Consider the following 26,370-nt stretch of genomic DNA (forward strand, 5'->3'; position numbering starts at 1 on the left):
AGTCCTCACAGGGCGGTATATGCGTCTCGCCACGTCACGGCGAGCCGAGCGGTGTTGGTGAAGTCAGTGGCGATCCAGCGCAGTTCGGATCGCCCTGCCGGGATGCGGAACAGGTCCAGGCGGGAGGATGCGGTGAGCGAGCCAGCCGCGTTGCCGCTGCCGTTGCGCAGGACGGTGCGTGTGCCGGGGCGGGTCTCGATCTGGACGTATTCGCCGTCGCCGAGGGTGAACGGGGCCATCTCCAGGGCTCGGCTGGTCTCCACGATCCACAGGCGCGGATTGACGATCGGGCCGGTGATGCGGATGCTCGGCCATGCCGGTCGGTCGCCTACGTTGAGCATCCAGCCGGGCCGGGCCGTGGGGTTGGCGACGCCGGTGGTGATCGGAGCGACCAGCGGCGCGGCGAAGCCCGACTTCGCGCTTGATATGTCCAGTGGAAGCGTGACACCGGAGGTGCTGTCGGCTTGCCACAGCGGATCGGTCGCGGTGAACTCGATCTCGATTGGTAGCCAGCCATGAACCGCGCGGGCGATGGACACGGCCTCTACCCTCCGCACTCGGCCGACCAAGCAGCGCGTCGCCTGGCCTGGGCGCTTGGCGCGCAGCATGACGAGCCGCCCGGCCTGAAGGCGGGTCTTCTCATCGGTCCCGGCCCGCACCAGGGCCCCGAGCCGGTCGAGGACAGCGGTCGGGTTTCCCGCCGACCGTATGCCTGCGGTGATCCGCACGGTGCGGGCCTGCTGGAGGTCGACTCCGGCGAAGGACCCGTCCTCCCCGGGAATGTCCACGTCGGCGGTGCGCAGCGGAGCGGTACCGAGGCCCTGAACGTCCTCGATGAGGACATCAGTGCCGTGGCCGATGACGACGCCGGCCACGTCGAGTTGCCAGTCGGCCAGTTCAGCGGCCATCAGAGCTGTCCTCCTCGCTGGACGGCGCGGAGCCGTCGCATCACGGCGTCCGCGAACGCCTCGGGGCGGGCGTCGGCCCCGGTCACGGTTACTGGCATGGATCCGACCAGCGGGGAGCGGCCGGTGTCCCTGACGACTACGACAGCCGGGCCAGCCGGGTGGGCGGCCACGAGCTTGACCATTCCGGCAGCCGGAACACCGCGTCGTGCCGTGCGCAGGTCAGCAACCGGCCGGGTTACACCGCCGTCGGCGAAGGAGCGCGCGGCGAGGCGGCCCTTGTCAGGTCCGTAGATGACTTGGCCTCCGAACCGGTGCGCGACTTCGTCGAGGATGGCCTTCGAACGGGTCCGCTTCGAGGCGGCGAGCGGCACGTACGCCTCGCCGCCGGTTTCCGGCTCGGCCCAGACCCGCCATGAGCCGGCGGGGGCGATCTGCGCGATGTGCTGCTCGTCTCGCGGCGGGCGCAGTGCGCCGTTGGCGTAGAAGGACACGAGGCCGCCGTCGGCCCAGTGGCCCATGCCCGCGATGTGGGGGGATCCGTCGGAGTTGTAGCCGTCGTAGCTGAAGTGGACGGGGATGTTGATGTCGTCGGGCTTGTTGACGTTGACGTTGATCGTCTTTGAGCCTGGGATGGCCCGCACGGACGCGCCGATGCTGTCCAGGGCGGCCTGGACCTTGCCCATGTCGCCGGACAGCAGTGCCTCGGTGAGCGCCTGTGCAGCGGCGGCGCCCTTCTCCTTGCTGACCTGGGCGATCAGGTTGAGCATCGCCGACCACTGGTCGTTGGCGCTCGTACCGGCGACCTTGAACGCTCCGACGACTGCACTGAGGTCGGGCGCGCTGATCGGCTGCTTGCTGCCCCAGATCGTCTGCAGGGTCGTCATCGCGCCCTCGATGTCGCCTGCCAGCAGGGAATGGGCGAAGCCCTGCGCTGCGTCGACGCCCTTGGCCTGTGCCACCTGCGTGACAAGGTCGAGTCCTGTGGCCATCTGCGAGCGGGACGCGTCCGTTCCTGCCTGGACTGCCTTCGTCATGTCGGTGACGGCCATCTGCTGGAGGATCTTCCCGAAGGCGGCCACGTCGTTGGTCTGAGCAGCGGTAGCCCAGGCGCGGGCGGTGGCTTCGCCGTACTTCGCGGCGATGCCTGGCAGTTGCTCCAGACCGGCCTGGAAGGTGTTCTGGCTGCGGGCAGCGTCCTCCGCGACGATCGACTGAAGCTCGTCGGCGACCTTCGTCTTGCCGTCCTTGAGCTGGCGTACCAGCTCGTCGAGCATCGGGGCGGCCGAGACGCCGAGTTCAGCGAAGTGGTTGGTCAGGTCGCCGTATCCGGCGATCGCGAGTTCGGACAGGTTGTTCTGGAAGTCCCGCTGTGCCTGGAGCTGGCGGCGCAGTTCGGCGAGGTAGTCGTCCAGACCGGCCCGGGTGGCGTCGACCAGCCCGGAGAGCTGCTCGGCTGCGCCCTTCTTCCCGGCCTTGAGGTTGGCCACGAGGTCGTGGGCCATGCCGGCCGAGGCGTCGCCGAGTGAGCGGAAGTGCTCGGCAAGCGGTCCGTAGCCGCGGGTGGTGAGCTCGTCCAGGTCCTGCTGGAAGGACCTGCTGGCCTTGGACTGCTCGGAGAGTTTGTCGATGTACCCCGAGATGCTGGTCTTCGTCAGGTCGATCTGAAGGCCCGCAGTGCGGCTGCTGGAGGCTGCCCGGTCCTGCGCCGCCTTCCATGCTTCGGTCGGCTGGACGATGTCGCCGATGGCCTTCCCCAGAGCCTTCATGCTCTCGGAGTACTTCGGGGCGCCGTCCTTGTCGGTCGGTAGGAGCTTCTCCAGCGACCACGGGCCTCCTGCGCCCTGCACGGCACTGTCAACCTTCGCCTTGACGATGTTCATGGCGTCGGCGTACTCGGCTGCGGCCTTCACCGCGTCGGACCAGGACTTCGAGCGGTCCTGGAGGATCTTCTTGGCCTGGTCGAAGTTGGTGTCGTACGCCCCCAGGTTCGGATCCCACGACTTGGCCTTGCCGATGTCGAGCTTTTCGTTGAGCGCAGCCAGCTTGTCGCCGCCGCTCACCAGTCCGTCGATGACCTCGTTGAGCTCCAGGCCAACGGACTTCAGCTTCTTCATGTCGTCCGAGTTGGCCAGGCTCTCCGTAAGGGCCCGCAGTCCGGCGCCCGCGTCGTGCTCCTCCTTCTCGCGGCGAAGGGCGGCCACGAGGTCGTCCGTGGCGGCCTTGGCCTGCTGCTTGCTGGCGGAGTAGGCGGCGTAGCCGAGGACGCCGATCGCCAGCAGACCAGTCAGGCCCGACACCGCCAGGCTCGTGCCCCGCAGCACAGCGGGCAGCACAGACCCGCCGGCGGCAGCCTCGGCGGCGGCGGCTCGGAACGCGGCTAGCTGTGAGGTGATCTGGGCGAGGCCCGCCCGCCCGATCATGGCGGCAGCGGACAGGGCGATGAGGATTCCGGCGGCCTCCTTCACCGGGCCTGGCAGGTCACCGATCGCCCCGGCGACGATCCCGGCGTACTGGGCCAGCTCCTGGAGGACGGGCAGCAGGACGCCCGCAAGGTTCATGCCGAGTGCCGAAGCCTTGTTCTTGAACAGGTCCCACTGGCCGCTGGTGGTGTCCATCTGGATCGCGTAGGCGCGCTGGGTGGCCCCGGCTCGCTCGATCTGGAAGTTGATGGCCTGGTAGGTGTCGGCGTAGTTCTTGCCGTCGGCGGCGGCGAGCGCGAGCGCGGCCCTCGTCGCCCTGATGTCCTTGAAGAGGTTGGCTGTGGCCTCGGCCTGGCCGTGGGTCACCGCGTTGATCTTGCCCATGACGACGTACAGGCCGTCTTGCTGGACCGCGCTGGCCGCCGACTCGTAGCCCAGCGACTTCATCAGGTCGCCGAGGTCCTTCGTCGGCTTCATCATGCGCGTCATCAGCATGTTCAGCGCGGTTGCGGACTCAGCCGCGGGGATCCCAGCGAGGGTGATCGCGGCCAGCGCCGACGACAGGTCGGCGAAGCTCACTCCGGCGGCGGCGGCCATCGGCACCACGTCGCCGAGCTGCTGCGCGAGCTCCGAGAACGAGACCACACCTTTGTTGACCGTCTGGAACATGATGTCCATGACGTCCGCCGCCGCCGATGCCGGCAGGCCGTACGCCTTCAGGACGCCGAGCAGCGCCCGAGCGGACACCTCGGTCGTCGTGAGGCCGGCCGAAGCGCCCTGGGCGGCCACCCTCAGGATGGTCATCGCCTCGGCGCCGTCGAAGCCCGTGCTGACGATCTGGTACAGGCCCTCCGCCAACTGCTTAGAGCTCTGGGGTAGTTCGGTAGACAGGCGGATTATCTGGTCGGTGAACGCGCCAACGTTCCGGCCGTCGATCTGCCGCGAGATCGTCAGCACGTTGGCCATCTCCTTCTCCAGGGAGATGGACCCCGCGACGCCGGCGGCCAGGATCGCCGCGAGGACCAGGCCGCCCTTCACGAACCCGGAGATCCGTGCGGCCGTGGCGGCCTGCGCGGCTGCGGCCGCCTCGTTCTGCGCGCGGGTGACGGCTGCGGTAGCGGCGACCGTTCGCTGTGCCGCCTGCTCCTCTGCGGCGACCTGGCCGGCTCGGGCCTGGCTCGCAGCGACGGCGGCCGCGGCCGCGCTTGCGCTGGTTCGCTCGGCGAGCAGGGCGGCACGCGCGGCGGTTTCCTGCGCGGCGGCGGCCCTCGTCGCCTGGGCGGTCTGGGCCTCCGCCGCGCGGGTGGCGGACGCGGCAGCCGCTTCGGCTGTCCGCTGGGCGGCTGCCGCTCCTGCTCCGGCCGTGGCCTGCGCGCGAGCAGCCATGGTTTGGGCGATCTCCTGCGCGCGGGTAGCGCGCGTGGTGGCCTCTACGGCAGCGGTCTGCTCAGTCTGTGCGCGGGCGGCAGCCGATGCAGCGACGGCCTGCGCACGACCGGCGCGCTCAGCCGCCGCTGTGGCGGTGGTCTGGGCTGCTGCCGACCGTTCGACAGCCGCCTGCACCTCTGCCTGGGATCGCACGACCGCGGCCGCAGCCGCGACCTGGGCCTGCCCGAGTCGCTCGGCTGCCGCCTCGACGCGCTGCAACTCGGCACGGGTGTTGGACAGTTGTCCGTCGAAGGCGCGAAGCTGCTGGGCTCCGCCGCGCAGGCCGGTGGTCAGGCCCGACAATCCGGCCTGGAGCTGGACGTACAGGGTGTAGGCGCTGGCCACGCCTGATCACTCCGTTCTGGGCCGTAGCCCGATCTTCACCCCGCGCGACTCAGACCCCTGGGGGACCTGCTCCTGCTCCATCTCGATCAGCTCGCAGCCGGAGCAGCGATGCGACTCCGCCACGTACGCGAACCGGTCACCGCCCGCGGCCTCGTCCCACTCCGACGGCCGGGTGCCGCAGCCCTCGCATACCGCCCGTGTGAAGTGGAGGTACGCGAGGGCTTTCGCCCGGTCGAGTGCCGTCCAGCGGCCGGTTCCGGCACCCATTAGCTGGGAGTGCGGGATGCCGTAGGCCGCGCACAGTTCCATCTCCGACCTGAACTGCGGGTCGGCTACGAGCCTTTTCCCAGGTCGGCCCGAATCGTCTGGTTGGGCAGAAGCGCGGCCGTGAACAGGACCTTGGCGTCCGTGTCCGACCACTCGTCGAGCAGTTCCTGGGCGTCCTGCACGCTCATCCCGTCGACCTCGGCGCCGGTCTCGTCCCGCTCCACGTGGCACGCGGCGATCAGTGCGGCCGGGAAGGTGTTGACGTCGTACTCCATGCCCTTGTCGGCCTGGTCCTCGCTGGGCGCGTGCTCGCGCAGCAGCTGCTCCCAGGCCGGCCTGGGAAGGGCTCGGAACGTCAGGGTGAACGTGGCCTCGGCGAGAGCGTGTTCGGCCGTCGCCAGGAGGGACTGAGCGATGACGACCTGCGGCTGCGACTCCAGCCAGGCGTCCTGCTCCGTCTCCGGAATCCCGGCGACGGTCGCGGCAGCGCGGGCGTCGGAGCGAGCCTTCACCAGGCTGAGCGTCGCTTCCGACACGGCCCGCTTCGCGTCGTCGTTGTCGCAGAGGCTGACGGCGCGCTCCGGCAGGCGACGGGCCCGCAACCGGTCCATCTTGGTCCGCCAGTGCGCGTCCCGCGCCACTGCGGCGGCCGGGGGTTCGTGCGTGGTCGTCATCGCTTCGCCCCTCAGCTCGCGGCCGGAACGGCAGCGTCGAGCGTCGGAACGTCCGTGATCGCGAAAGAGACCTTGAACTTGGCGGGCTCGGTGCCGGTGCTGTAGCTCGGGGCTCGGGAGCCGACGCGCACGGGGAAGATGTCCATGCTCTTGCTGGCCGGGACGTCGCCCTTGCGCAGGATGACGACGTAGCCGGTGACGTCCTTGGACAGCAGGGTCTCGACGGTCTCGCTGACCAGGTCCTCGTAGAAGGTGAGGCTGGAGCTCGCGGCCTTGTCCTCGCCAGGGATGCTGGTGCTGAACTTCGAGCCGAGGTCAGGGGTTTCGATCGGGCTGTTCTCCAGGCTCCAGCCTTCGACATCCGAGACCTGCTTGGACAGGTCCGTGGAGCCCGGTCCGGTGGTGAGCTCGGCTCGGGTCGGGACGTTGGTGGGCGCCGCGATGGTCTTGAGGAAGAAGATCCGGGTGATGCCCCGGCGCATGAACCGCTGCTGCGTGGATGCCACGCTCGACTCTCAATCCGGGGACACAGACCACCGGAATCACCGGAGACCCGTCCCCTGAGAAACCGCCCGTCGGGACGGTCAGGAGTCAGCCCGTGCCGGCGGCCGGGCGTCCGTGCTTGGGTCTCCACGGTGAGATGGTGCGAGCGGGTCAGCTGTCTGGAGTGGTCACGTGCAGGATGATCCGCTGCACGTAACTGTATACGCCGCTGACGACTGTCACTCCGTCTTCCTTGTCGATCTCCCGGCCGATGACGGTGTGTCCGGAGATCGGGATCGCGGTCACGTACCCCCCGGTCTTGGTCCGGGCGAGCAGCGCGACGCGGACCTTGTCACTCATCCACTCGGCTTGCTCAGCGGTCGTGCCAATGCTGGTCACCTGGTAGAGCATCCGCCCGTCGCCGTCGCCATCGCCGAAGGGCGGCCCCGAGCTGGTGCCGCCCAGGGGGTAGAGCACGCAGTACGGGATGGTCACGCCGGTGGGCTTGTCGCTGGCCGTCGGCGCGGTTCCGTACCCGCAGCTGCGGCCGGTCGCGGTAGAGAGCGCGGTCTGCACGGCCAGGGAGACAACTCGACCCTGCACAGGCATGGTTACTCGTCCTCCTCTTCTTCGTCGTCGATTGCCATCCGGTCGGCGGTGATCCGGCCCGCCAGGTCCATGTCGGCGTAGCGGATCATCCCGGCCCGGTCCCAGGCAGGCATGTCGGCCGGTGAGGCTTCCACGTAGAGGCCCAGCTGTCCGTCCTGCTCATCGAGGACCTCGATCACGAGCACAGCGCGGGAAAGCAGACCAGCGCCGTGCGCTTGCAGGACTCGGGCGACGGCCTCGTGGATGTCGTCCGTGAGCTGACTCATCGGTCGCCCTCCGCGATCCGGCCCATGGCGTCGACAAACAGCGGAGTGACTCGCTCAACTGCCGGGCCAACGTGCGGGTAGGGCGGCTGGTGGTAGATGCGACCGAGGATGTCGGGTCCTACAAAGCCGTACTCGAGGCGGCGCGCCTGCGGCTTGTTCGTGCCGACGACCGCCTCGACGCCAGCGGCGGTGACACGAACGTCGTTGGTCCAGCTGCGCCGGTAGTCGCCCGTCGGCGCGTTCGGGCCCGGCCGACCGGAGGCATTCGCCTTGATGGCTGTCTCCAGCAGCATGGCGTGGTGACGCACCACAGAGACGGCTGCGGGCAGCAACGACGCTGCTCGCGCTTCGAGCTGGGCAGCGATCTGTGCACCGTTGCTGTACGCCCCGGCGGCAGGGTGCGCGTTGGGGTGCGGGGTGGACGCCATCAGCCCACCTCGTCCAGGGCAGCCCACTTGCCGACTGCCCACTCCTGGAGCTGCATCAGGAGCGCACGGGTGTACTCGCCTGGCCCGCCGTCCATCAGGTCGTGCCGGTTGAGAACCGTCCGCTCCAGCTCCCCCGCGTCCATGGCGCCCAGGAATGCGGCGGCGGCCGGGCCCGGGTCTGGCGGCTCTCCGATGCTCACGCGCGCCAAGCCCTCCCACCCGTCCGACGCGGTCGGCCTGAGCAGGAGGGCCAGTTCCGGAAGCTCTCCGGCGCGGTGGCTCAGCGTGTAGGCCCGGACCTGCGAGGCGACATCGCGGCCGTCGATCTCCAGGCGGGCGTGCGGTCCGTCGGCCACGATCCGGACATGGCTCGGCTCATCGGGAAGGGTGGGGGTCATGATCCGACCCTAGGAGCCGCGACGGACAGTACTGGTGGCGCAGGTCAGGGCGGGGTGATCTCGTCGAGCCGGGTGATCCTGGCGACCTCTACCGTGCTGGCCTCGGCTGGGTCGAGGACCTGCCAGACCCTGCCGACGGTGCCAGTCGTCGGTGACGCGGCGACAACTACTTCCAGCCGGTCGCCGCGCTGGGGCAAGGGAGCGGACAGGGGCGTGACGAGCCCATACCAACTCGCTGCATCGTCAACCCACTTCGCGCCAACCAAGTGCTCGACGGTGGACAGGCCGTGCGAGGAGAGGACTGCGCCAGGTCCTTCCCAGACGGTGGATGCGGGCACGGGGCCGACCAGACCCGTGTCGACGTCCAACGCCGCTGTCCCGGTCGGCCGGGAGATCCGCACGCGGTCCACCATGACGGTGTTCTCCAGGCTCTGGCGGACCGCGTCGAGGTCCGGTGGCGTGCTCACGCGGTGCCTCCCGTTTTCTGGATACGCATCCAGGTGGCTCGAAGCACCTCAACGGTGCCGGTCTCGCCAGGGTCGAGGACCGTCCAGACCCTCCCGATCGCGGCGCTGTCCTCGCTGTGCACAACGGTCACCAGGTCACCGGTTGAGGCCACGGGCGCGGACAACGGTGTGAACAGGGTGTAGCGGGCGTCGCCGTCGTCGCGGTACGGCTGGCCTTCAAGCCGCAGCACGATGCCCGGGCCTCCTGCGGGACGGTGCGCGCCTGGGCCCTCGTACACAGTGACGTCGGGCCCAGGCACGTACTGTCCGGTGGCGGGGTCGAGGACCATCGGCCCGGGTCGGTAGATCCGAACGGTCTCGATCAGGAGCTTGCGCTCCACCACGGCGGCCACCGAGGCCGGGAGGATGCTGCTCGTAGCAGTTGGGGGTGTGGGGCTGCTCATGATTCGAGCGTAGGTAGCGTGTCGGACACCCCCAGGCGAGGCGCTCGTCAGTCAGTGACTTGGCGCCAACGCAAGGCGCTCGATGCGAGCCGCGAGTTCCGGGTCGTCAGCGGTCCTTCCCAGGCGACATGAAGTGAGAGTTCGTACTGAGTTCGCCTCGACACCGCGCATGCTCATGCAGAGGTGCTCGCCTTCGGCGTAGACCGCGACGTCATCGGTGCCGGCCTGCTTGGCGATGTCCTCCGCAACGGCCTGCGTGATCCGTTCCTGGAGCTGTAGACCGTGAGTGTGGACGCGCAGCTGGCGCACCAGCTTGGACAAGCCGAGGACTTGGGCTTGGGGAACATAGGCAATCGAGACGGTGAGGTGGAACGGCAGCAAGTGGTGCTCGCACAAGCTCCAGGCGCGGATGCCGCGCAGCATGACGAAGTCGCCGTGATTGCTGGTGTGGTTGAAGGCTGTGCCGAGGGTGCCGGGGTCACGGTTGAGGAACTCGGTCCACCACGCGGCGACCCGGCGCGGTGTGTCGACGAGTCCTTCGCGCTCTGGGTCCTCGCCGAGGGCGAGCAGCAGCTCGCGGGTGAGGCTCTCCACGCGTCGGGTGTCGACGGGTCGTCGAGCGGGCGAAGGTATGGAGGTGGCCATTGAGGCTCCTTCGAGAAAAGTTCGACTGACAGCCGTGCCTGACAGGCCGGCGTGTGTCCGCGACGCTCGTCGTTAGAGCTGAGTCGCGGCGGGGAGTCGGCCAAGAATTGGCAGGGCTGTGAATGCCTCGGCGTAGGTCGTGCCGATCCGAGCACCCCAGAGCCGGCCGAGATGTTCGGCCATGGGGCCGAAGTGGGTTTCAATGGGCTGTGAGGCGTGCTGCCGCAGTGCCTGCATCTTGGTGCTGAACGTGGCCGTGGTGTCCACGATCGTGTCCGCCCGTACCGGGCCGTCGAGCGTGAGTGAGTTGTAGGTGTCGCAGGTGTACAGCCGCTGAGGGTGTCCGGTGCTGATTACGGCGTCGGGCAGTGCGGCAAGTACGGCCTCGCTGATCCGCCGGTGGTCCGGATGGACGTCGCTGATGGGGTGAGTGACCACGACGTTGGGGCAGAGGTCGATGAGGAGCCGGTGAATCTCTGCGGGATCGAGCAGCTGGGCCTGGTGGAGGAGCGCGCCGAGCGCCTTCGTGCCGGCCGCAGCCTCGGAGTCCCGCTCGGCACTGTGGGACGGTACGGCGACGGTCACCGGTGCGTGGGCTGCGTGATGGGCGAGTGTGCCGCCCGCCCACAGTTCGGCGTCGTCGGGATGCGCGAAGATGGCCAGGACGGAGCCTGGGAAGGTGGCAGTCACCACAGCCCCAGCTTCTCGACGACTTCGGCGGCCTTGGGCAGCTTCGGCGTGGGGTGGCCGGTCGGGGTGAGTGGCACGTCGAGGTCGCGGTTCATCCGGATCATGGACTGCCAGCGCAGGACGTTGGGCCAGGCTGCCTCCACGGCCTTGCCCTTGGCTCCGGTGAGTCGGCCGGAGGCGAGCAGACCGTCGAGCTGGAGGCCGTCGGCGAGGAGCGTGGCGGCGGCCTTGGGGCCGATGCCCTTGACGCCGGGGATGTTGTCGGCGGGGTCGCCGGTCAGGGCCCGGTAGTCCGGCCACTGCTGGGGCGTGACGTGGTACCGCTCCTGGACTTCCTGCGGGGTGATCAGGCGGCGGGTGGCCTTCCGAGACCGGTTGATGATCTGGATTTGATCGGAGAGCAGCTGGTAGTAGTCGGCGTCGCGGGACATGATCCGTACCGGCCGGGTGGCAGCTGCCCGGGTGGCGAGGGTTCCGATCACGTCGTCAGCCTCGGCGTCGTCGATCTCGACCCATCGGATGCCGATCAGGTCGAGTCCGTCCTTGACCGGCTGGAGGAACTGCAGGGGCTTGAGAGCTTCGGGGGTGCTCTCCCGGTTGGCCTTGTAGGCGGCGTCCTCGGTGCTGCGCTCGGCGCTGCCCTGCTGGCCGTCGAAGACAGCGATGACCTCGGGTGCGGCCACGTCAACGTCATCGCGCAGGGTCGCACCGAGCAGCGCGAAGAAGGCAAAGAGGCCGGTCAGCTCGCGGGTCTTGTCGCGGGAGAAGATGGCAGCGGGAAAGCCAAAGGTGCCCGCCCACAGCACATTGAAGGCGTCAACGAGAAGCAGTGGAGCGGGGGTTGCAGGCTGGGTGCGTTCGGGCATCACGAGACCGCCTCTAGGAAGAGTTCAGCGATCCGGTGGGGGGCGAAGTCGCCTGCGCGCCGGTACACGGCCTGTGTAGTCGCGCCGTACAGTATGGCATCGTCCAGCAGCGCGGTTGCGGTCTTCAGGAGGCCCTGGGGCCCGGTGTCGTGGTCGGTGAGCAGGTGTTCGCCGTGGCCGGTGGGCTCGATGAGGTCGGGCAGGTTGCCGACGCGGTAGGCGATGACAGGTGTGCCGACGCTCATGGCTTCCAGCGCGACGAGGCCGAAGGTCTCCTTGTGGCTGGGCACGATGACCGCGGCGGCGCCGGCGAGCCAGTCGGGCACGTCGGACCAGGGCAGTGCACCGCGGAGGCTGACGTTGGGGCACTGGTCGGCGAGGTGTCGGCAGCGATCCAGCAGGTGGCCCTGAGAGCCGTCCTGGTCCTCGAACCCGGCGGAGGCGAGGGCGATCTCCACGGTGCGGTCGAAGGTGGGGAGGGCTTCGAGGAGATCGGCAACGCCCTTCTCGGGGCCGAGGCGGGCCAGCACGCGGATAGGGGCGTTTCGTCGCAGTGCCTCGCGACGGGCTGCATGTGGTGCGGGACGGGCGGTCGGGTCGCTCATCAGGGCGTTGGGGACAACCTGGCCGAGCACAACCCAGTCGAATGCCTGCTGCTGAACGCTGCGGGAGGGGAAGAGGATGCGCGTCGCGCGGGCGACGGCGGGCCCGGCGTCGACGATGTGTGGGGGGACGTGGACGGCGAGGGCTCGGCGGACGTGGGCGGGGAACTCACCGCGCAGGCGGCCGAGGCCCCACAGGGCGTCGGTGAACAGGACGGTGTCGATGCGGTGGCGCAGGGCCATGGCGTTGATCTGTGCCGCGAGTGATCCGTCCTGACGGGTGACAGCCTTGCGCAGGGCCTGGTCGTCGCACGGGAAGGTGATGCCCGAGATGGTCAGGTGGTCGACGGTGACCCCGGGCAGGAGTTGAGAGTCGGAGTCGGGTTGGGGGGCGGCAGTGGCGATGACGGGGCGGTGGCCGGCCTGGGCGAGGCCCAGGGCGAGCGCGGCAGTGGCTCGTTCGATGCCGGCGGGGGCGTCAGGTGTCCAGGAGGCCAGGACGAGCAGCACTCCCCGGGATGTGGCGGTCGTGGTCACGGGGTCGCCACCTTCTTCGGCACTGGCAGCTGCCGGGTGTCGCCGGCGTGGGTGGTCTCCCAGGGGAAGACGACCCAGTTGTCCACGTCCCAGATCCATCCGTCGGGGCCCTCGGTGCAGCCCGCGTTGCGGCACAGGGCCAGCGTCTTCGGGACGGCCGAGCTGCCGAACCTTTGGCTCAGAGCATGGGCGACGGCGGTGAAGGTGGCACCGGAACCGGCGATGTCGTCGACCAGGAGCACGGTTCCGTCGAACCGGTCCGGCAAGGTGTCGGGCAGGATCACGCTGACGTTGCCGGTGGCCTGCTGCCAGAGGGCGTCTGTTCGGTTGTGCCGGGCGGAGACGTTGTACAGCGGGACGTTCAGGCAGTCGGCGATGACGGTGGCCGGCCTGGTGCCGCCGTTGGCGATGCCGACGACGGCGGTCACCGGCGGATCGAAGCCAGCAGCGGACTCGGCGAGGAGGCGGGCGGCGTCGTGGCACTGGTAGTGGGTGGGGGCGTAGGGCTCGCTTCGGGTGAAGAGCCGCCGCCCGCCAGTGGGCTGCCGGGTGGTGTCGGTCACGCTGCACTCCCGGCGGTGGGCAGCTGCAGGTCCTCGGGGCCAGTGACGGGCAGGAAGGCGCTGATGCTGGTCGCACCGCCCGTGTTGCGCCAGGCGTAGCCGTCCGCACGCAGGACCGTGAAGCCGTCGGCGCTGCCGCGGGTACGCAACCGCACCCGCACTCCGTCGGGGACAGTGAGGGCATCGAAGGTGGCACGGGCCTCGTCGTCGGTGAGCATCTGCTGTTCGGCGATGGCCTTGCCTTCGCCGATGGGCAGCATCTGCAGGAAGGTGACGCCGCCGACGCCGAGCTTTGCGGCCTGCTCCAGCAGTTCCTGGGATTCGTGGTGGGTGGAGCGCATCAGCACCATCTGGAACTGGACTCGGATGCCTTCGTCAACGGCAGCCCGGGTACCGGAGATCGCGCGGCGATAGCTGCCTTCTCCGCGCCAGGCGTCGTGGGTGGCCTCGGTGGCGCCGTCCAGGGAGACACGGATGGCGTCGAGCGCACCGGCCAGCTCGGAGGCACGACGGGCGAGGTGCCAGCCGTTGGTCGTGCAGCTGACCACCGCACGCCCACCGGTGCGGATCGCGCGGGCAAAGTCGGGCAGGTCGCGCAGCAGCAGCGGCTCGCCGCCAGAGATATCCACGCCCAGGACACCGGAGGCAGCGATGTGCCCCGCCAACGTGCGGCGCTCCTCCGCGGTGGACTCGCGCACACCCTTGTCGTCCAGGCAGTGCGGGCAGGCGAGGTTGCAGCGCACGATCGGCGAGAAGCACATGCTCAGCGGCGCTTTCGGGTTGAGCTGGCCGGGCTGGGCCTCCGGCCAGGCGGCGACCTCCTGCTCGTCGAGGCCGACGCAGCCAAGCGGTACGGGCCGCAAGGGCAGGTGGTTGGAGCCGACTGCCGGGTCGTGGACGACAGTCGTGCCGTCGATCTCGGCGGCGGCGAAGGTGCGGATCATGCGGTGATCACCTCGGCGTCGGTCAGGAGCTTGTCGGTGGCAGTGGCAAAGTCGTGGCCGCGCCCGGTGGGGGCGGGCCGGGCGAGCAGGGCCCGGTAGTGGGCGAGCGTGGCGGGCCAGGCGGTGAGCTTGCTATGCCACTGGGCGGCGGCATCCGGCGGGTCGAGGTGGTAGCCGACGGCCTGGCGCAGCGGGATGACCAGGCAGCCGGCGGCGATCAGCGCGGCGCCGAGGTGGGTGTCCTCCATGCCCCAGCCGATCCGGCCGAACTCCTCGGCGAAGCCGCCGATGTCCACCAGCCGCTCGCGGGGTACGCCGAGCAGCGCCGTGACGGCCATCCGGGGTAGGTCCCAGTCGTAGTAGAACCGCCCGTATCCGAGGTTCTGGAAGTCGTCGGTGGCGTCCAGGGGACGGCCGTCCAGTGGGTCGGTGAGCGTGATGCCGGAGTACGGCAGCGTGGTGTTGGTCGGTGGCGTCCAGGTGACGCGGTGGTCGGCGGCCAGTTGCGGCGCTCCTTCGGGCATCACTGGACTGCCAGATCCGCCCGGGTGGGGAAGGTTGTGTCGGAAGCCGGTCAGGACGGTCTCCGGCTGGGCGCGGGTAGCGAAGTCCGCGAGCACGTGCTTGGGCAGCACCATGTCCGCGTCCATGAACAGCAGGTTCTCGCTCTGTGCGAGACGGGCGCCGACGTTGCGGGCCGCGCCGGAGCCGGAGCGGGACACCAGCCGAACGGCAGTGGTGACTGCGGGGTGCCGGCGGGCGATCTCGAAGGTGGTGTCGGTCGAGGCGTCGTCCACGACGATCACCTCCACCGGCCCGGCCGTGTGCTGCGCCGCAAGCGCGTCCAGCACCGTCGGTAGGGCGTAGGCGACGTTGCGGGCCGGAAGCACAACTGCCAGCGGGCGACCGACGGCGGCGTGCGCCGGGGTGGGCTGGTGCCAGCCGAGGCCGGTCCGGCCGTAGAACGCGCCGGTTAGGTGGCTGTGGTCGTTGGGGCGGGCTTTGAGCGTGTCGGCGAGCGTGCCGGTCACGGCCACCTCCATTCGTCAAGGACGGCTGTGGCCTCGGCCCAGCCGTGGGGGTCGTGGACCCAGTGCAGGGCGGGCCTGGCCGGGTGGGCGAGCAGGTCGGTGAGGAGGACGAGGTAGGTGGGTTCCAGGACGAGTAGGACCCGGTTCGGGGCGCCTGTGGTCTGGAACTCCCGCTCCAGCTGCTCGGTGACGCGCGGTCGTAGCTGTTCTGCGCGGGGGATCGTGAGCTGGCGGTCGTAGGGCGGGATCGGGGTGTCGGCGTGCACGAGGCCGTGTTCGGCCGACAGGAAGCGGATGCGGTCCCGTGCGTGCCGGTGGCCAGCGAACCGTGCATGGAGGTGCGGGGCGATGCCGCCGGTGTACCGCTCCAGGGCGGGCAGCGGCCTGGACTCAGGGGCCTTGCGCCGGGAGCAGCCCGCTATCAGCAGGTCGGTGATCATGCCGTCCTCACCACCCGCATGCCGATGCCGGGCGATCCCAGCTCGGCTGGAGCCGCGTTGAGGAACGTGCACCGCGCGTACAGCGGCAGGGAGTTGTAGGAGCCGCCACGGATGACGAAGCCGCCGCCGATGGTCGGGCTGGAGGTCCACTCCCAGCACGTGCCGCCCATGTCGAACAGCCCAGTCGGTGTCGCCCCATCCGGGTAGGTGCCCACCGCGGTGAGGCCACCGGGGCCGCCTCGTAGGTTGGCCCGGCCGGCGCCCGGTTCCTCATCCCCCCACGGGTAGAGCCTGCGCTCGGGCCCGGAGGCCGCCCACTCCCACTCCACTGAGCGGGGCAGGCGCCCGCCGAGGTCGGCGGCCAAGCGCGCCGCCTGAGCGTGAACGAGCCCGGTCTGCGGGAGCGGGGCGTCGCCGTGGCCGACCTGGGCCAGGGTGATCAGCGTCGCCGTCCATACGAGGTCGGGCACCTTCACCGGGCGCTGCCGGTCACCGAACAGGCACGTTCCGCCCGGCACGGGTACCCACACCACGGGCTGCGTCGTGCTGCTTTCCATGATGCGTCCTCCCATCATCCGGCGATCAGGAACAGGTCTTCGGCGTTGACGCCGGAACGGACCTGGCTCTTGCCCGGGTGGGGTTCGAGGCCGCACCGGGACAAGGACCGCGTGACCGCGTCCATGGCCTCGCGGGCCTGCTCCGCGTCCTGGCAGAACAAGCAGTAGTTGTCGGCGAACCGAGCGACCCGTCGCCCGGCCAGGGCCGCGTCCACGCGGGAGAGCCGGAGATTGATCAGTAGCGGTGCCAGCGCGGTGCCCGGCACGATCGGGTACGGCAGCGGTTCCAGGACCCGCCGGAAGTGGCCAAGGAAGGTGCCGTCGGCGACGTGCTCGGCCAGCCAGTCGGTGACCTCGGCCGCGCTGGACCCGGCTGAGGTCTGGCGCACGTCCACGTCCGCCACCCACCGGTAGCCGGCTTGCAGGTGCCGGTCGGCGTCCCGCAGGGCCGTGATCCGGTTGCGGCCGGCCCGGTAGCCGGACACCCAGTCCGCGAATGCCCTCTGCTCCAAGATCGGTTCGATGGCGTTGCGCATCGCCCGCTGCACCACCCGGTCGGCGACGGTGGGGATCACCGCCGTGAACTCCTTGCCGGTGTAGGCAGTGATCGACACCTCCCGCACTGGGCTGGGTTGCCAGGTGCCGGCGCGCAGCTGCTCAGCCAGTTCGGCGAGGCGGCCGGGCATGTCGGTGCGGAACCGTGCCCAGCTCATCCCGTCCGCTCCTGGTGCCCCGCCCCGGCGCATGCACGCGTGAGCCGCCCGCTTGAGGTGCTTGGGCTCGACGAGGAACGACATCAGCGAATTTGCCCGCAGCGAGGCGGAGTTGGATAAGCTGGGCACAGCCCGAGTGGCAGGCAGGTTCCTGCTCCCCCCTCTACACGCTTGGCCGCTAACCCACACGCGCGGCCTCGGGGAGCCGGAAGGACCACCCCACTCGGGCGTTGTGCTGTCCTCACCGGCCACGTTCGTCCTCCCAGAGCAGCACGTGCAGGCGGGTGCTGAGATTCCAGCCGCGCTCCAGTACCGCGTCGGCGAGCTTCCGCATTCCGCCGATCACCGCGTCGCTGTTCGTCCCCTCCGGCATCACCCATGTGTCGGTGAGGGCGAACTCGGCTACCAGCCGTCCGACTTCGTCCAACTCGGCGACGTCGCTCACGACGAACTTGAAGCGGGCCTTTCCACAACCGGCCAAAGCCCGGAGAGCCTTCGGGCTGGTCCTGCGGTCGCTCGGCGCAGCGAAGCTGGCGAGTTTAGGCGAGACGTTGAACGCCTCCACCAGCTCGACCACCTCGGGCAGCGGCGCGATCGTGCCGTTGGTCTCGATCTCGATCCCGTATCCGGGCAGCAGACGCAGCAGCGGCAGCAGGGCACGCTGTTGCATCAGCGGCTCGCCGCCGGTGACGACCAGGTGCTTCCCCGGCTGGCTCGTCAGCCAGTCGGCGAGCTGCTCGGCGGTGTAGTGCTGAGCAACGTTCGCGGGGTCGAATCGGGCGCGGTCCCAGGTGTCAGGGGTGTCGCACCGCGGGCAGTGCAGGTTGCATCCCCACAGGCGCAGGAAGTACGTGAGCTGGCCGGTGCTGGCGCCTTCGCCCTGAAAGGTGGGGCCGAATCGCTCCCTCACGAGTAGCGGCCGCTCCACAGCCGGCGGAAGCAGCACGGTGGGGGCGGTCACCGTGCCACCTCGAACTCGGCCATGGACGTCGGCGTCTCCGAGACACGGACCGCGGACAGCTGGCCGGGGATGGCCGACTCGACGTTGTCGATGAACCAGCCGGCCAGGTACTCAGCCAGGTTCTCCGACGTCGGCACGATCGGCAGGACCTCGTTGAGCACGCGGTGGTCGAGCGTTGTGTCGATGTACGCCTTCACCGGGCCGAGGTCTCCGAAGTCCGTAACGAACCCGGGCCCATCCAGCTCCTGCGCGGTGAGAATGAACTCGACCTCGTAGGAGTGACCGTGCATGCGCGCGCACTGGTGACCGGGGGCCAGGCCGGTGAGGAAGTGGGATGCCTCGAACCGGAATCGCTTTCCGATCCGGTGACGGCCGCGCACCGTGGTCATCGGCCCGCTCCCGTCGCGTACTCGGTCGGGTCTTCGACGCCCGCGACCTCGAACGCTTCGCGACGCTCGATGCACGTCCCGCACGTGCCACAGTGCACCCGGCCGCCCTTGTAGCAGGACCAGGTCCGCTCGAACGGCACGCCGACCTGGCCCCCGACGGTCACGATGTCCGCCTTGGTCAGGGCCAGGAACGGCGCGATGAGGTCGAAGCCCTCCACGTGGAACCCGTCGGTGGCCGCGCGAGCTGTCTCGGCGAACTGGTCGAAGAACTCGCCGCGGCAGTCCGGGTAGATCGGGTGGTCACCAGCATGTGCACCGAACGCCACCGCGTCGGCCCCAGCGGCCACGGCTACACCGACCGCCACCGAAAGCATGATCATGTTCCGGTTCGGCACCACCGTGGCACGCATGCTCTGGTCGCTGTAGTGCCCGTCGGGCACCTGCACTGCCGTGTCGGTCAGCGCGGACCCGCCGAGGAGCCGGCCGACGCTGGTCAGATCGACCACCTCGTGGCTGGCATCCAGAAGCTCACCGACGGCTCGGGCGTAGTCCAACTCCTTGCGGTGACGCTGCCCGTAGTCGAAGGACAGCAGCGTCACGCGGCTTCCCAGGCTGGCGAGCCAGTACGCCACGGTGGTGCTGTCGAGTCCACCGGATGCGATCACCACAGCGTGACCCGGCGGCTTTGAAAGCTTGATCATCTCCTACGTTCCCTTGCTGTAGTCCTCCGTCACCGGAGGGCGGAGTGAGTCCGTTGCTCAGGGGCAACGGCGTGCGCGGAAGCGCATGTTCAATCGACGCGAGAGGTATCGGCCCCGTAGCTGCGGCTCGCCCTACCGCGCGACTTGGGAACCGTGATCGCGGGAGGCCACTGCGAAGTGAGCCTCCTGACCTTCGGCTTCCCGGTCATTCGTCCGGATCGTGACCAGCTGCGCGAGAGCTCCCGGGTTCGGCACCATCAGCAGCATCCTGGCGACGGCCAACCCCGCACACACCGTTCGCAGATGGTGAAGCGCGACAGCCGGAAGTGCTCCACGCAGCCGATCTACCGAGTCCAGGAAGGAAGCGCAGATCGCCAGCACCTGACTTGCACCCACCACTTCGTCGCGATGGCCATGACGATCGATCACTCGCTGGGCAGCAGCGCCGCACTCCCGAGCCAGCTCACCAACTCCCGGGTCCTCCTCGACGAGCGCGCCCCACCATTCCAGCTCGGCCGCCACGTACATCAAGGCCCGTTCTCGCGAGAAGCGCGGAAGTCCATTCGTGGTCGTGGGAACGGGCCAGTCGAACGCTGCCGACATCGAACTGGCGTCTCCGCCAAGCGCGGGCCAGGCCCGACGCAAAGTCAGATCGGCCATGCCGACTCCCTCCCTGGGAGTACGGGCTCTGCGCCCGTGCCGACCTGCGCAGTGAACACATACACCGCTTGGTCGTCGCGCACCGACACCGCGTAGCTCTCGCCTGCGGCGAGAGCCGCCATGGCGCTTGCCTGCGCCTCCTCGTCGTCCAGCCAGGCCCGCGCCGGCTGGCACTCTGCGGGGTCCAGCTGGTCTGCCAGCTGCGACATGCGTAGCCGCACCCACCGGACCGCCAGCCGAGCGTCGGCCGTCGGATGAGAGCCGAACAGGATTGGCCGTCCAGCGCCGTGTGCGTAGGCAACCGCGTAGCACCAGTAGCCAAGTCGCCTGCGCTCTGGTCCCGCAAGGCATCCCAGAGCAGATCCAGTTCGCGGCCCGCCGAGCTGCGGCCCGGCTGGCGGCCGACTCGCCGGACGCGTCGGCGGACGCGTCCTCGGCGAGGCCCTGCGGCGACCACTGCCGAGGCCCAGCGCGCGCTTCACTAAGCCCCTCATGCCGCCTCCTCCGGACACTTGCCGCTGTCCCGCAGCAGCACCCTCGCCCACACCGTCTTGCTCCTTTTCGTCGTCACGATGTCCATGTCGAGCGCCAGCCTTTTGACCAGCGGCAGACCTCGTCCGCTCTCGCCTCGGACGACCAGCTGCTTGGGTGGAAGCAAGTCCGGCCGAAAGTCGTCCACTTCGACCCGGCAGTCGCCGTCGATCTCCTGCAACCGCAGGCGTACGTCGTCACCCGGGCTGCTGGCGTGCCTGATCGCGTTCGTCAGCAGCTCTGAAACGATGATCAACAGGTCATCCACGTGGCTCCCGGTCCAGCCCCAGCGAGCTACCTGGGACCTCACTTGGCGGCGAGCCAGTCCGACCGATGCCGGCCACGCGGTGAACGTCATCTCCCACTTGCGAAGGCCCTGTCGGGGCTGGCTGACGGTCGCCACGTGCATCGCTCCCATGGTCAGGAGCGACTGCGCGCTCCGGTACTGGTTCGCTTGCGGACACCCAGGGTTCCGCTCCCGCCGCAGACCAGCCAGGACGCCGAGCGGCCATTCAGCGGCCATTCGATGGCCAGCTGGCATCCGCGGTGGTGGAGTTTTCGTCCGATCCGGTCACTCTGGGCCGTAGCACCTCTACCGTGAGCAAGGTCAAGAACCTCAGGGGGTCACGATGAGAGCGCCCGGTAACGAGCACCTTTATGCGGCAAGGGTGTCCCGGGGATGGTTTTCCCAAGAGAAGGCCGCAGAGGGCATCAGTCTGGCGGGTCAGGATGAGCTCAAGGACGACAGCTTCAACGTGAGTGTCCGGACTTACCGGCGGTGGGAGAGCCCCACACCCCCGTGGCCTCGCCCCGACTACGCCACGGCGTTACGCGCCGCGTTCGACCGCGGTCCGGAGCACCTAGGCTTCGTGCCTCCAGGAGGCGTCGGCGTCGAGCCGAGTGGACCAACACTCGACTCAGAAGTCATGATCCCGCGTGTGAACCGTCGCGAAGCACTCGCCGCCGGCGCCGCCGCTCTCGGCCTGCCCTGGCTGTCCTCCACCAACTCCGCTCCGACCGGCCGTCACGAGTTACGGATCGGCGACGAGGAAATCAACGACCTCCGCGCCACAGCACTCGACCTCGACGCCATCGACCAGCGGTTCGGCGGCGATCGGCTGTGGCGGTCTGCCCGCAAGCACCTGTTGTGGGTCCACCACCTGATAGACCAAGGCTCGTACACCGATGCGGTCGGACAGGAGCTCCAAGGCCTCGCTGGCGAACTGACAACGTCTCTCGGGTGGTTCTGCTACGACGCGGACCAGCAGGCCGAGGCACGGGTCTACTTCTCCGAAGCCCTCAACACCGCGATGCTCGCAGGCAACGCGATTCTCGCCACTCGGACACTCTCGAACATGGCCAGACAGAGCGTCGACCTGGGGAAGCCACGCGAAGCCGTGCGGTTCGCTCAGATCGCGCAGGGTCACGCGGCCAAATGGCAGGCCCCAGCCCGGGTGTCAGCACTGCTGGCCATCCGCGAGGCCCAGGGCTACGCGCACATGGGCAACGAAGTGGCCTGCTCAACGGCCATCAAGCGTGCCTGGCAGCAATTCGGCCGAGGCATCAGTGATCGCGACCCGGACTGGGTGGGTTTCCTCAACGAAGCCGAACTGACGTGCCTTGAGGGAATGTGCCGCCTGGATCTTGGGCAGCACAAGCGATCAGTACGCCTGCTCGAACGATCTGCTGCACTCCAGGACATCGAGCACTCTCGGAACCGGGGTATGTGCTTGGCACGGCTGTCCTACGCGGCCGTCCAGGACCGCGATCTCGATCGGACAGTGGCAGCTGCTCAGGAGTCCCTGCGCCTCATCCAGGGCGGCATGACGTCCACAAGGAACAAGCAGCAACTCGTGCTCGTCAGGGACAGCCTCGCCCCGTTCCACAAGAGCCCCGAAGTACGACACACCGCAGAGCTCCTCACTGCGAACATCGCGTGACCATGCGAAGGAGAGTTACCCGTGAACGACCTTGAACTGCGCCACTACCGGGGCACCGCGGCGAAGGAGGTACTCGATGAGCTCGTGGCGGTCTACACCGTGGTCTACGACGTTCCCCCGTACATCGGCGACCCGTTTTTCTCCGTCGAGTCGTTCGCCGAGCGCCTCCAGGGCGCGCTGGAGATGAACGGCTTCGAGACCGTCACCGCCCGGCTGGCCGGTGAGATGGTGGGCCTCGTGCACGGCGTCACCCTTCCCGCCGACCGGGCGTGGTGGACCAGCCTCGGCGAGGCCCGGCCGGCGGAGGCCCTCGCAGCTGCCGAGGCTGGTCAGGTCTTCTGGCTCCGGGAGCTCATGGTCCTCCCCAAGTACACCGGCCAGGGGATCGGCCGACGGCTGCATGACGAAGTGGTCGCCGGCCGTGAAGAGCCGTGGACTGCGCTGACGTGCATCTTCGACAACGAGCCTGCCCGCAGTGCCTACCCCAGGTGGGGTTACGAGGTGATCGGCGGGCGCATCAAGCACGCTCCTGAATCCCCGGAGTACGACGCCATGATCCTGCGACCTGCTCAGGGTCGATAGCGGGCCTCGGCCCGAAGGCCCGGCGGCACCGGGGGTGAGAGATCGGCCAGTCGGCCGCCTCGTCCAAGGTGCGCAGCGTCCGGGTCGCCTTGTCCGGGTCGGTGTGGGAAGTCCAGCCGCAATCGGGCCCGTCGAAGACCTCGACGTACGTGACGCCGTTCTCACGCGCCTGGTTGAGGGTTCCTGCGTTGTAGGCCACCGCGCTCTTCGCGAGCGTGGCGGCCTCGGCCCAAGCCCTGATCGGCACCCTGGCACCGTTGCGGTAGATGACGTACTCGAGGTGGCTGCTGGCGGCCAGCCGGTCGGCGAGCGCGCGGGCGGCCTGCCTCGCGGTCACGTTCCCGGTCGTGAGAAGGGGGACCTCGCGTCGCGCTGCCGCGCGGGCGGCGCGGTAGAAGGCATCGGCCATCCGGCCGGTCTCCTGGCTTCGTCGCAGGAAGTCGCCGTAGGAGTCGGCGGCCAGTGCTCGAAGGGCTTCACGGTGGATCAGTGTCCAGGTGAAGCGGGCACCGGAGGCAGAGGCAGCCGCCGTCGCCCCCTGCTCGTACAAGTGCGGCAGCTGGCGGCCGACGAACTGTGCAGCTTCGTCGTCCACAGCCCTGTGGAAATCCTCAATGGCCCGTTTGAACTCCTCCAGCGTGGCGAGGACGTGGGGCGCACGCCAGTTGTCTGCGAACGCGGCGATCACGGCGGCCTGGCGGGCGTGGAGCCGCTGCCAGGCGTCCTCCAGGACCGCTGCCACCCGACGGGCGACCTCGTCAGCGTCGCCGGGTACCAGCGGCGGCCAGTCGTACGACATGGCCGGCTACCGGGCGCGCCGGGCCGGGACGAGCGCGGTGACGTCCAGGTGCGGTACTGCGTCGTCACCGGCCGCGTCGTCCGGGCCCGGGTTGGCCTGGATCGCCGCGAGCTGCCTCTCAAGGCCGGTGAGGTTGGCGGTCTGGTCCATGGTGACCACGCCGTCAACAACGAGCCGTAGCGGCTCGGCGAGCAGCTTGGCGCGGCGCTCCGACAGCACTTCCAGCGCGACGGCGCGGGCACTGTGCAGGCGCTCGTACCGGCCAGTGAGTTCTGCCAGGTCCATGGGGCCGAGCTGAGCGAGCAGCCAGGCCCGAACGGTGTCGTCCAAGGGAATCTCCTCGGGGGTGTGAGTGAGGCCCGGCACCGTGCCGGTGCCGGGCCTCGTCTGGGTGGCGCTACTCGGGGTCGATCCAGCGGATGGTCGTTGCTCCGCCGTGGCCGTGGATGGACTCGGCCATCTCCAGGGACGGCCACACGACTGTGGACGGCCGGTCGCCGAGCCACTGCACAACGGCGATGCCGGCGCTGAACAGCACGCCCTCGGCAACCAGTCCGGTGCCGGAGACGCCCGACACGTCGACCGCTCGGTCCAGTACGAACCTACGCATCGGTGACCGTTTCCTGCTCCTGGTCCCCCGGCTCGTCGTCGGGCTCCCAGGCATCAGGGTTGGTGATCAGAGCGGCCACCTCTGGTGCGGGCTCATCCCCTGGCTGGAGGACGAGCCGCTCGCGGGTGACCGGGTGGTCGAGGTGCACGGCGGCGGCCAGACGGGCGCCCATCACAGGACCTTCGCGACGATGTGGGCGTCCGGGGTATGCAGGACGGGCATGCCGACGGCTGCGCCCTTGGTCCAGATCTGGACCGGGTCGTCCTGCACGCCGCGGGTGATGATCACGCCCGGGGCGTCCTCCCGGTCGATCTCCGGGGTGGTGCCGCGCGACAGCACCAGGGCCTCGGCTGTGATGCCGAACTGAAGCTGCCCCCACTTCGTGCGGTCCGGCGGCAGCATGATCCAGCGGTCCTCCGGCAAGACCTTGGTCGGGGTTCCGTCCACACGGACCTGAGCCTTGTAGAACGTGATCGGAGGGAGGCCATAGTTTCCGCGCACCGTGTTGACCTGCTGGGGCGTCAGGGTCGCGGTGGGGGTGGTGGACGGGTTCACCGAGCCGTAGTAGGCGGCCCGGTACGCGTTGTTCTTCGCGAGGAAGCTGTACGCCTTGCGGGAGGTGAGCACCATCTCCGGCTCGGGTGCGCCGAGGTCGTCCAGGTACTGGATCCAGGCGAGCTCGTCGGCGATCGGATCGGAGGTGGGGTCGGACCACGGCTTCGCGGCAGTCGGCATGTTCCCGGCCGGGACGCCGAAGTCGACCTCCAGCGTCAGGCCGTTCTCTCCGGCAAGGGTGAACTTGCCGTCAAGGAGGACGTCGCCGGCTGCGAGTTCCAGGCGGGAGCGGATCGCCTCGACGTGTCGCTCCACGTCGTCGTAGAGCAGTTCGATCAGGCGGTCCTGGTCGGCGCCGTGGGACTGCTCCAGCAGGATCTGCTCCTGCTCGCCGACCACGAGCTTCTGCCCCAGGGGCGGCAGGAAGCCCTCGCGGGCGTTCTCCCACGCCTGCCGGTCGGCGAACGGCACGGATGCGTCGTAGGCGCGGTACTTGGCGGTGCTGACGTAGCGGCCGTTGTTCTTGATCCTCCACTTGACCTCTCGCGAGACAAGGGTGGGGAACACAGCCTGGGTCAGAAGGAAATCTGCCGGGCTGGGGATGGCTCGGGCGAAGGCGGTCAGGTCGTGGGCCGACACGTCCTTGACGAGGTCCTGGATGGTCATCGGTCAACTCCTGTTAGATGAAGCGGATCTGCGGGCCGGTCACTGAGGGCGTGACCTTGGTGGTGTCGATACCGCCGGGCACCTTGGCGGCCTTCACGACGCCGTGCCACAGCAGCGCGGCGGGCACCTTCGGCTGCGTGGGGGCGAACAGCGTCTCGGCGAAGACGAAGCCGGCGAGGTTCTGGGTGCCGTCGGCAGCGGCCGGGTTGAACGGCCCGTAGAGGCCCGACGCTGTGATCCGTCCGACGGGCACACCGGACAGGACACGGCTGTAGGGCTGGGTGGTGTCGGTGGAGACCTGGTAGTGAGTGCCTGCGGTGAACTTCGCGATGTCGAGGGTGATCGTCTCGATGCTGTCGGTGCCGTGCAGGCTCGCGAGCCAGCTGCGGTCGGCCGTGTAGCTGGCCGAGCTGCTGATCGGCTGGATGGTCAAAGCCCCTCCTCGGGACGGAAGACGGATGTCACGTCTCGCACTCACCAGCGGTGGTGCCGTCCACGAAGGAGGGGCGTGGTCCCGATGGCCCGGATTTCTGCCGGGTCAGGAGGTCAGGAGGCGGCCTGGAGGTAGCCGCGCCGCTTGGCCATCTCCAGGCCAGCAGAGCCGGTAGCCGGGACCTGACCGCGCGGCGGCGGCCCGCCCGCGGGCGACCCACCGGGCGCCGGAGGAGCAGTTGCCGGTGAAGCCGGGCCGAACAGCTCCGGGCGGCGGACCTTCAGCGCGGCTGCTGCGTCCTTCACCGCCTGGTCGTCGGCATCGTCGGCCACGTCGAGGAGACGTTCGGCGTCGGTGAGGCCGTCACCGGAAGCGCCGAGACGAGCCAGCGCGGCCTGGCGAACGGCCGCTCGAAGGCGGGCCTCGGCGGCCTGCTCCCGCTGCTGAGCGGCCTGCTCGCGCTGCTCGGCGGCCTGCTCGCGCCGCTGGACCTCGCTCAGCGCGGCCTGCTCCGCCGTTCGCTGCGCCTCGACCCAGGCACTCAGGGCGGCAGCATCGGCGAACCCGAGATCACCGACGAGCTTCTTCACGGCGGTGCGTTCACCCTGCGACTTCTCGCGGGCCAGCAGACGAGTAAGGGTGTCCTGGGTGATCAGGGCGCTGCCGGGATCGGAGGCCGGCGGCGCAGGCGGCAGCGAGGGATCGGCCGCAGGCAGGGGCGGCTGGGGAACTGCGGTCATACGGATTCCTCCGAAGCAGCGCCCCCGCGCCGATGATCAGTGTACCCAGCCGTCCGAGTGCCACCAGGATTTCGGGATG

General features: G+C 69.3%; 36 protein-coding genes. 2 read left to right on the plus strand and 34 right to left on the minus strand.

Annotated features, from left to right (window positions below):
- Positions 1-5: 5 nt before the first annotated feature.
- The 27 genes from AA75_RS11375 to AA75_RS11505 all read right to left on the minus strand — a co-directional run bounded on the left by AA75_RS11375 (position 6) and on the right by AA75_RS11505 (position 20,507).
- Complete coding sequence (locus tag AA75_RS11375; protein WP_051812135.1) at positions 6-908, minus strand: phage tail family protein; 903 nt, start codon at positions 906-908, stop codon at positions 6-8.
- Entirely contained in the window at positions 908-5,101 is a 4,194-nt protein-coding gene (locus tag AA75_RS11380) for a phage tail tape measure protein (protein WP_033819782.1), read from the minus strand. The genes AA75_RS11375 and AA75_RS11380 overlap by 1 nt, the downstream gene beginning before the upstream one ends.
- Before the next feature lie 6 nt (positions 5,102-5,107).
- On the minus strand, positions 5,108-5,410 hold the full coding sequence (locus AA75_RS11385) for a hypothetical protein (RefSeq protein WP_033819783.1): 303 nt from the start codon (positions 5,408-5,410) through the stop codon (positions 5,108-5,110).
- 23 nt (positions 5,411-5,433) lie between these two features.
- A complete protein-coding gene (locus tag AA75_RS11390; RefSeq protein WP_033819784.1) occupies positions 5,434-6,042 on the minus strand; it encodes a hypothetical protein in 609 nt (202 codons plus the stop codon).
- A gap of 11 nt (positions 6,043-6,053) precedes the next feature.
- Positions 6,054-6,548 (minus strand): hypothetical protein, encoded by a 495-nt coding sequence (locus tag AA75_RS11395; RefSeq protein WP_033819785.1) that lies wholly within the window; start codon positions 6,546-6,548, stop codon positions 6,054-6,056.
- A 148-nt stretch (positions 6,549-6,696) separates the two neighbouring features.
- A complete protein-coding gene (locus tag AA75_RS11400) occupies positions 6,697-7,134 on the minus strand; it encodes a hypothetical protein (RefSeq protein ID WP_033819786.1) in 438 nt (145 codons plus the stop codon).
- A gap of 2 nt (positions 7,135-7,136) precedes the next feature.
- The gene (locus AA75_RS11405) at positions 7,137-7,400 is read right to left on the minus strand and encodes a hypothetical protein (RefSeq protein ID WP_033819787.1); all 264 of its coding nucleotides are present in this window, start codon (positions 7,398-7,400) and stop codon (positions 7,137-7,139) included.
- Positions 7,397-7,828, minus strand: a complete 432-nt coding sequence (locus AA75_RS11410) for an HK97 gp10 family phage protein (RefSeq protein WP_033819788.1) — start codon at positions 7,826-7,828, stop codon at positions 7,397-7,399. The genes AA75_RS11405 and AA75_RS11410 overlap by 4 nt, the downstream gene beginning before the upstream one ends.
- Positions 7,828-8,226: a hypothetical protein gene (locus AA75_RS11415; RefSeq protein WP_033819789.1), complete on the minus strand. Its 399-nt coding sequence runs from the start codon at positions 8,224-8,226 to the stop codon at positions 7,828-7,830. Before AA75_RS11415 ends, AA75_RS11410 begins: the two co-directional genes overlap by 1 nt.
- 44 nt (positions 8,227-8,270) lie before the next feature.
- The gene (locus AA75_RS11420) at positions 8,271-8,693 is read right to left on the minus strand and encodes a DUF6093 family protein (protein WP_033819790.1); all 423 of its coding nucleotides are present in this window, start codon (positions 8,691-8,693) and stop codon (positions 8,271-8,273) included.
- Complete coding sequence (locus AA75_RS11425; RefSeq protein ID WP_149038074.1) at positions 8,690-9,136, minus strand: DUF6093 family protein; 447 nt, start codon at positions 9,134-9,136, stop codon at positions 8,690-8,692. The genes AA75_RS11420 and AA75_RS11425 overlap by 4 nt, the downstream gene beginning before the upstream one ends.
- 51 nt (positions 9,137-9,187) lie before the next feature.
- Positions 9,188-9,781: a GTP cyclohydrolase I gene (folE, locus tag AA75_RS11430; RefSeq protein ID WP_033819792.1), complete on the minus strand. Its 594-nt coding sequence runs from the start codon at positions 9,779-9,781 to the stop codon at positions 9,188-9,190.
- A 72-nt stretch (positions 9,782-9,853) separates the two neighbouring features.
- On the minus strand, positions 9,854-10,471 hold the full coding sequence (locus tag AA75_RS11435; RefSeq protein WP_033819851.1) for a PIG-L deacetylase family protein: 618 nt from the start codon (positions 10,469-10,471) through the stop codon (positions 9,854-9,856).
- Entirely contained in the window at positions 10,468-11,337 is an 870-nt protein-coding gene (locus AA75_RS11440) for a 5'-3' exonuclease H3TH domain-containing protein (RefSeq protein ID WP_199520304.1), read from the minus strand. Before AA75_RS11440 ends, AA75_RS11435 begins: the two co-directional genes overlap by 4 nt.
- Complete coding sequence (locus AA75_RS11445; protein WP_051812136.1) at positions 11,337-12,476, minus strand: glycosyltransferase family 4 protein; 1,140 nt, start codon at positions 12,474-12,476, stop codon at positions 11,337-11,339. Before AA75_RS11445 ends, AA75_RS11440 begins: the two co-directional genes overlap by 1 nt.
- On the minus strand, positions 12,473-13,039 hold the full coding sequence (locus tag AA75_RS49200; protein ID WP_051812137.1) for a phosphoribosyltransferase: 567 nt from the start codon (positions 13,037-13,039) through the stop codon (positions 12,473-12,475). Before AA75_RS49200 ends, AA75_RS11445 begins: the two co-directional genes overlap by 4 nt.
- Positions 13,036-13,983: a radical SAM protein gene (locus tag AA75_RS11455; RefSeq protein ID WP_033819793.1), complete on the minus strand. Its 948-nt coding sequence runs from the start codon at positions 13,981-13,983 to the stop codon at positions 13,036-13,038. Before AA75_RS11455 ends, AA75_RS49200 begins: the two co-directional genes overlap by 4 nt.
- Entirely contained in the window at positions 13,980-15,014 is a 1,035-nt protein-coding gene (locus AA75_RS11460) for a glycosyltransferase family 2 protein (protein WP_063794329.1), read from the minus strand. Before AA75_RS11460 ends, AA75_RS11455 begins: the two co-directional genes overlap by 4 nt.
- Complete coding sequence (locus tag AA75_RS11465) at positions 15,011-15,454, minus strand: DUF6884 domain-containing protein (RefSeq protein ID WP_051812139.1); 444 nt, start codon at positions 15,452-15,454, stop codon at positions 15,011-15,013. Before AA75_RS11465 ends, AA75_RS11460 begins: the two co-directional genes overlap by 4 nt.
- Positions 15,451-16,011: an SUMF1/EgtB/PvdO family nonheme iron enzyme gene (locus AA75_RS11470; RefSeq protein WP_033819794.1), complete on the minus strand. Its 561-nt coding sequence runs from the start codon at positions 16,009-16,011 to the stop codon at positions 15,451-15,453. The genes AA75_RS11465 and AA75_RS11470 overlap by 4 nt, the downstream gene beginning before the upstream one ends.
- A 14-nt stretch (positions 16,012-16,025) precedes the next feature.
- Entirely contained in the window at positions 16,026-16,724 is a 699-nt protein-coding gene (locus tag AA75_RS11475; RefSeq protein WP_199520306.1) for a reverse transcriptase domain-containing protein, read from the minus strand.
- A 241-nt stretch (positions 16,725-16,965) separates the two neighbouring features.
- Positions 16,966-17,685 carry a 7-carboxy-7-deazaguanine synthase QueE gene (locus tag AA75_RS11480; RefSeq protein WP_051812140.1) on the minus strand — a complete coding sequence of 240 codons (720 nt, stop codon included), beginning with the start codon at positions 17,683-17,685 and terminating at the stop codon, positions 16,966-16,968.
- Positions 17,682-18,074, minus strand: coding sequence for a 6-carboxytetrahydropterin synthase (locus AA75_RS11485; RefSeq protein ID WP_033819796.1), 393 nt, complete (start codon positions 18,072-18,074; stop codon positions 17,682-17,684). Before AA75_RS11485 ends, AA75_RS11480 begins: the two co-directional genes overlap by 4 nt.
- Positions 18,071-18,742, minus strand: coding sequence for a 7-cyano-7-deazaguanine synthase QueC (gene queC, locus AA75_RS11490; RefSeq protein WP_233288990.1), 672 nt, complete (start codon positions 18,740-18,742; stop codon positions 18,071-18,073). Before queC ends, AA75_RS11485 begins: the two co-directional genes overlap by 4 nt.
- A 165-nt stretch (positions 18,743-18,907) precedes the next feature.
- The gene (locus tag AA75_RS11495; RefSeq protein WP_149038076.1) at positions 18,908-19,435 is read right to left on the minus strand and encodes a hypothetical protein; all 528 of its coding nucleotides are present in this window, start codon (positions 19,433-19,435) and stop codon (positions 18,908-18,910) included.
- Entirely contained in the window at positions 19,423-19,644 is a 222-nt protein-coding gene (locus tag AA75_RS11500; RefSeq protein WP_051812141.1) for a hypothetical protein, read from the minus strand. The genes AA75_RS11495 and AA75_RS11500 overlap by 13 nt, the downstream gene beginning before the upstream one ends.
- A 281-nt stretch (positions 19,645-19,925) precedes the next feature.
- Complete coding sequence (locus AA75_RS11505) at positions 19,926-20,507, minus strand: ATP-binding protein (RefSeq protein ID WP_082526420.1); 582 nt, start codon at positions 20,505-20,507, stop codon at positions 19,926-19,928.
- 397 nt (positions 20,508-20,904) lie between these two features.
- Between AA75_RS11505 and AA75_RS11510 the strand changes: the two genes are divergently transcribed.
- Positions 20,905-21,906, plus strand: coding sequence for a hypothetical protein (locus AA75_RS11510; protein WP_051812143.1), 1,002 nt, complete (start codon positions 20,905-20,907; stop codon positions 21,904-21,906).
- Between the two features lie 21 nt (positions 21,907-21,927).
- Positions 21,928-22,488 (plus strand): GNAT family N-acetyltransferase, encoded by a 561-nt coding sequence (locus tag AA75_RS11515; RefSeq protein WP_051812144.1) that lies wholly within the window; start codon positions 21,928-21,930, stop codon positions 22,486-22,488.
- Here AA75_RS11515 and AA75_RS11520 read toward each other — a convergent pair.
- The 7 genes from AA75_RS11520 to AA75_RS11550 all read right to left on the minus strand — a co-directional run bounded on the left by AA75_RS11520 (position 22,424) and on the right by AA75_RS11550 (position 26,291).
- Positions 22,424-23,287 (minus strand): hypothetical protein, encoded by an 864-nt coding sequence (locus AA75_RS11520; RefSeq protein WP_051812145.1) that lies wholly within the window; start codon positions 23,285-23,287, stop codon positions 22,424-22,426. The genes AA75_RS11515 and AA75_RS11520 overlap by 65 nt on opposite strands.
- 6 nt (positions 23,288-23,293) lie before the next feature.
- Positions 23,294-23,617: a hypothetical protein gene (locus tag AA75_RS11525; RefSeq protein WP_033819799.1), complete on the minus strand. Its 324-nt coding sequence runs from the start codon at positions 23,615-23,617 to the stop codon at positions 23,294-23,296.
- 67 nt (positions 23,618-23,684) lie between these two features.
- Complete coding sequence (locus AA75_RS11530) at positions 23,685-23,897, minus strand: hypothetical protein (RefSeq protein WP_033819800.1); 213 nt, start codon at positions 23,895-23,897, stop codon at positions 23,685-23,687.
- Complete coding sequence (locus tag AA75_RS11535; protein WP_033819801.1) at positions 23,890-24,069, minus strand: hypothetical protein; 180 nt, start codon at positions 24,067-24,069, stop codon at positions 23,890-23,892. The genes AA75_RS11530 and AA75_RS11535 overlap by 8 nt, the downstream gene beginning before the upstream one ends.
- Entirely contained in the window at positions 24,069-25,118 is a 1,050-nt protein-coding gene (locus AA75_RS11540) for a major capsid protein (RefSeq protein WP_033819802.1), read from the minus strand. The genes AA75_RS11535 and AA75_RS11540 overlap by 1 nt, the downstream gene beginning before the upstream one ends.
- 13 nt (positions 25,119-25,131) lie before the next feature.
- The gene (locus tag AA75_RS11545; RefSeq protein WP_051812146.1) at positions 25,132-25,551 is read right to left on the minus strand and encodes a head decoration protein; all 420 of its coding nucleotides are present in this window, start codon (positions 25,549-25,551) and stop codon (positions 25,132-25,134) included.
- Positions 25,552-25,664: 113 nt separating this feature from the next.
- A complete protein-coding gene (locus tag AA75_RS11550; RefSeq protein WP_033819803.1) occupies positions 25,665-26,291 on the minus strand; it encodes a hypothetical protein in 627 nt (208 codons plus the stop codon).
- Between the last annotated feature and the right edge of the window lie 79 nt (positions 26,292-26,370).

The sequence above is a fragment of the Kitasatospora sp. MBT63 genome (genome assembly GCF_000710465.2).
Taxonomy (GTDB): domain Bacteria; phylum Actinomycetota; class Actinomycetes; order Streptomycetales; family Streptomycetaceae; genus Kitasatospora.

Excerpts from the sequence above, each read along its gene's own strand:
- AA75_RS11535 (WP_033819801.1), bottom strand. The coding sequence starts at position 24,069 with ATGGGCGCCCGTCTGGCCGCCGCCGTGCACCTCGACCACCCGGTCACC.
- AA75_RS11385 (WP_033819783.1), bottom strand. The coding sequence starts at position 5,410 with ATGGAACTGTGCGCGGCCTACGGCATCCCGCACTCCCAGCTAATGGGT.
- AA75_RS11505 (WP_082526420.1), bottom strand. The coding sequence starts at position 20,507 with ATGCCAGCTGGCCATCGAATGGCCGCTGAATGGCCGCTCGGCGTCCTG.
- AA75_RS11400 (WP_033819786.1), bottom strand. The coding sequence starts at position 7,134 with ATGCCTGTGCAGGGTCGAGTTGTCTCCCTGGCCGTGCAGACCGCGCTC.
- AA75_RS11520 (WP_051812145.1), bottom strand. The coding sequence starts at position 23,287 with ATGTCGTACGACTGGCCGCCGCTGGTACCCGGCGACGCTGACGAGGTC.
- AA75_RS11500 (WP_051812141.1), bottom strand. The coding sequence starts at position 19,644 with ATGTCGCAGCTGGCAGACCAGCTGGACCCCGCAGAGTGCCAGCCGGCG.
- AA75_RS11455 (WP_033819793.1), bottom strand. The coding sequence starts at position 13,983 with ATGATCCGCACCTTCGCCGCCGCCGAGATCGACGGCACGACTGTCGTC.
- AA75_RS11410 (WP_033819788.1), bottom strand. The coding sequence starts at position 7,828 with ATGGCGTCCACCCCGCACCCCAACGCGCACCCTGCCGCCGGGGCGTAC.
- AA75_RS11440 (WP_199520304.1), bottom strand. The coding sequence starts at position 11,337 with ATGCCCGAACGCACCCAGCCTGCAACCCCCGCTCCACTGCTTCTCGTT.
- AA75_RS11470 (WP_033819794.1), bottom strand. The coding sequence starts at position 16,011 with ATGGAAAGCAGCACGACGCAGCCCGTGGTGTGGGTACCCGTGCCGGGC.
- AA75_RS11415 (WP_033819789.1), bottom strand. The coding sequence starts at position 8,226 with ATGACCCCCACCCTTCCCGATGAGCCGAGCCATGTCCGGATCGTGGCC.
- AA75_RS11485 (WP_033819796.1), bottom strand. The coding sequence starts at position 18,074 with ATGACCACGGTGCGCGGCCGTCACCGGATCGGAAAGCGATTCCGGTTC.
- AA75_RS11375 (WP_051812135.1), bottom strand. The coding sequence starts at position 908 with ATGGCCGCTGAACTGGCCGACTGGCAACTCGACGTGGCCGGCGTCGTC.
- AA75_RS11390 (WP_033819784.1), bottom strand. The coding sequence starts at position 6,042 with ATGACGACCACGCACGAACCCCCGGCCGCCGCAGTGGCGCGGGACGCG.
- AA75_RS11540 (WP_033819802.1), bottom strand. The coding sequence starts at position 25,118 with ATGACCATCCAGGACCTCGTCAAGGACGTGTCGGCCCACGACCTGACC.
- AA75_RS11465 (WP_051812139.1), bottom strand. The coding sequence starts at position 15,454 with ATGATCACCGACCTGCTGATAGCGGGCTGCTCCCGGCGCAAGGCCCCT.
- AA75_RS11425 (WP_149038074.1), bottom strand. The coding sequence starts at position 9,136 with ATGAGCAGCCCCACACCCCCAACTGCTACGAGCAGCATCCTCCCGGCC.
- AA75_RS11405 (WP_033819787.1), bottom strand. The coding sequence starts at position 7,400 with ATGAGTCAGCTCACGGACGACATCCACGAGGCCGTCGCCCGAGTCCTG.
- AA75_RS11495 (WP_149038076.1), bottom strand. The coding sequence starts at position 19,435 with ATGGCCGATCTGACTTTGCGTCGGGCCTGGCCCGCGCTTGGCGGAGAC.
- AA75_RS11530 (WP_033819800.1), bottom strand. The coding sequence starts at position 23,897 with ATGCGTAGGTTCGTACTGGACCGAGCGGTCGACGTGTCGGGCGTCTCC.
- AA75_RS11550 (WP_033819803.1), bottom strand. The coding sequence starts at position 26,291 with ATGACCGCAGTTCCCCAGCCGCCCCTGCCTGCGGCCGATCCCTCGCTG.
- AA75_RS11475 (WP_199520306.1), bottom strand. The coding sequence starts at position 16,724 with ATGAGCTGGGCACGGTTCCGCACCGACATGCCCGGCCGCCTCGCCGAA.
- folE (WP_033819792.1), bottom strand. The coding sequence starts at position 9,781 with ATGGCCACCTCCATACCTTCGCCCGCTCGACGACCCGTCGACACCCGA.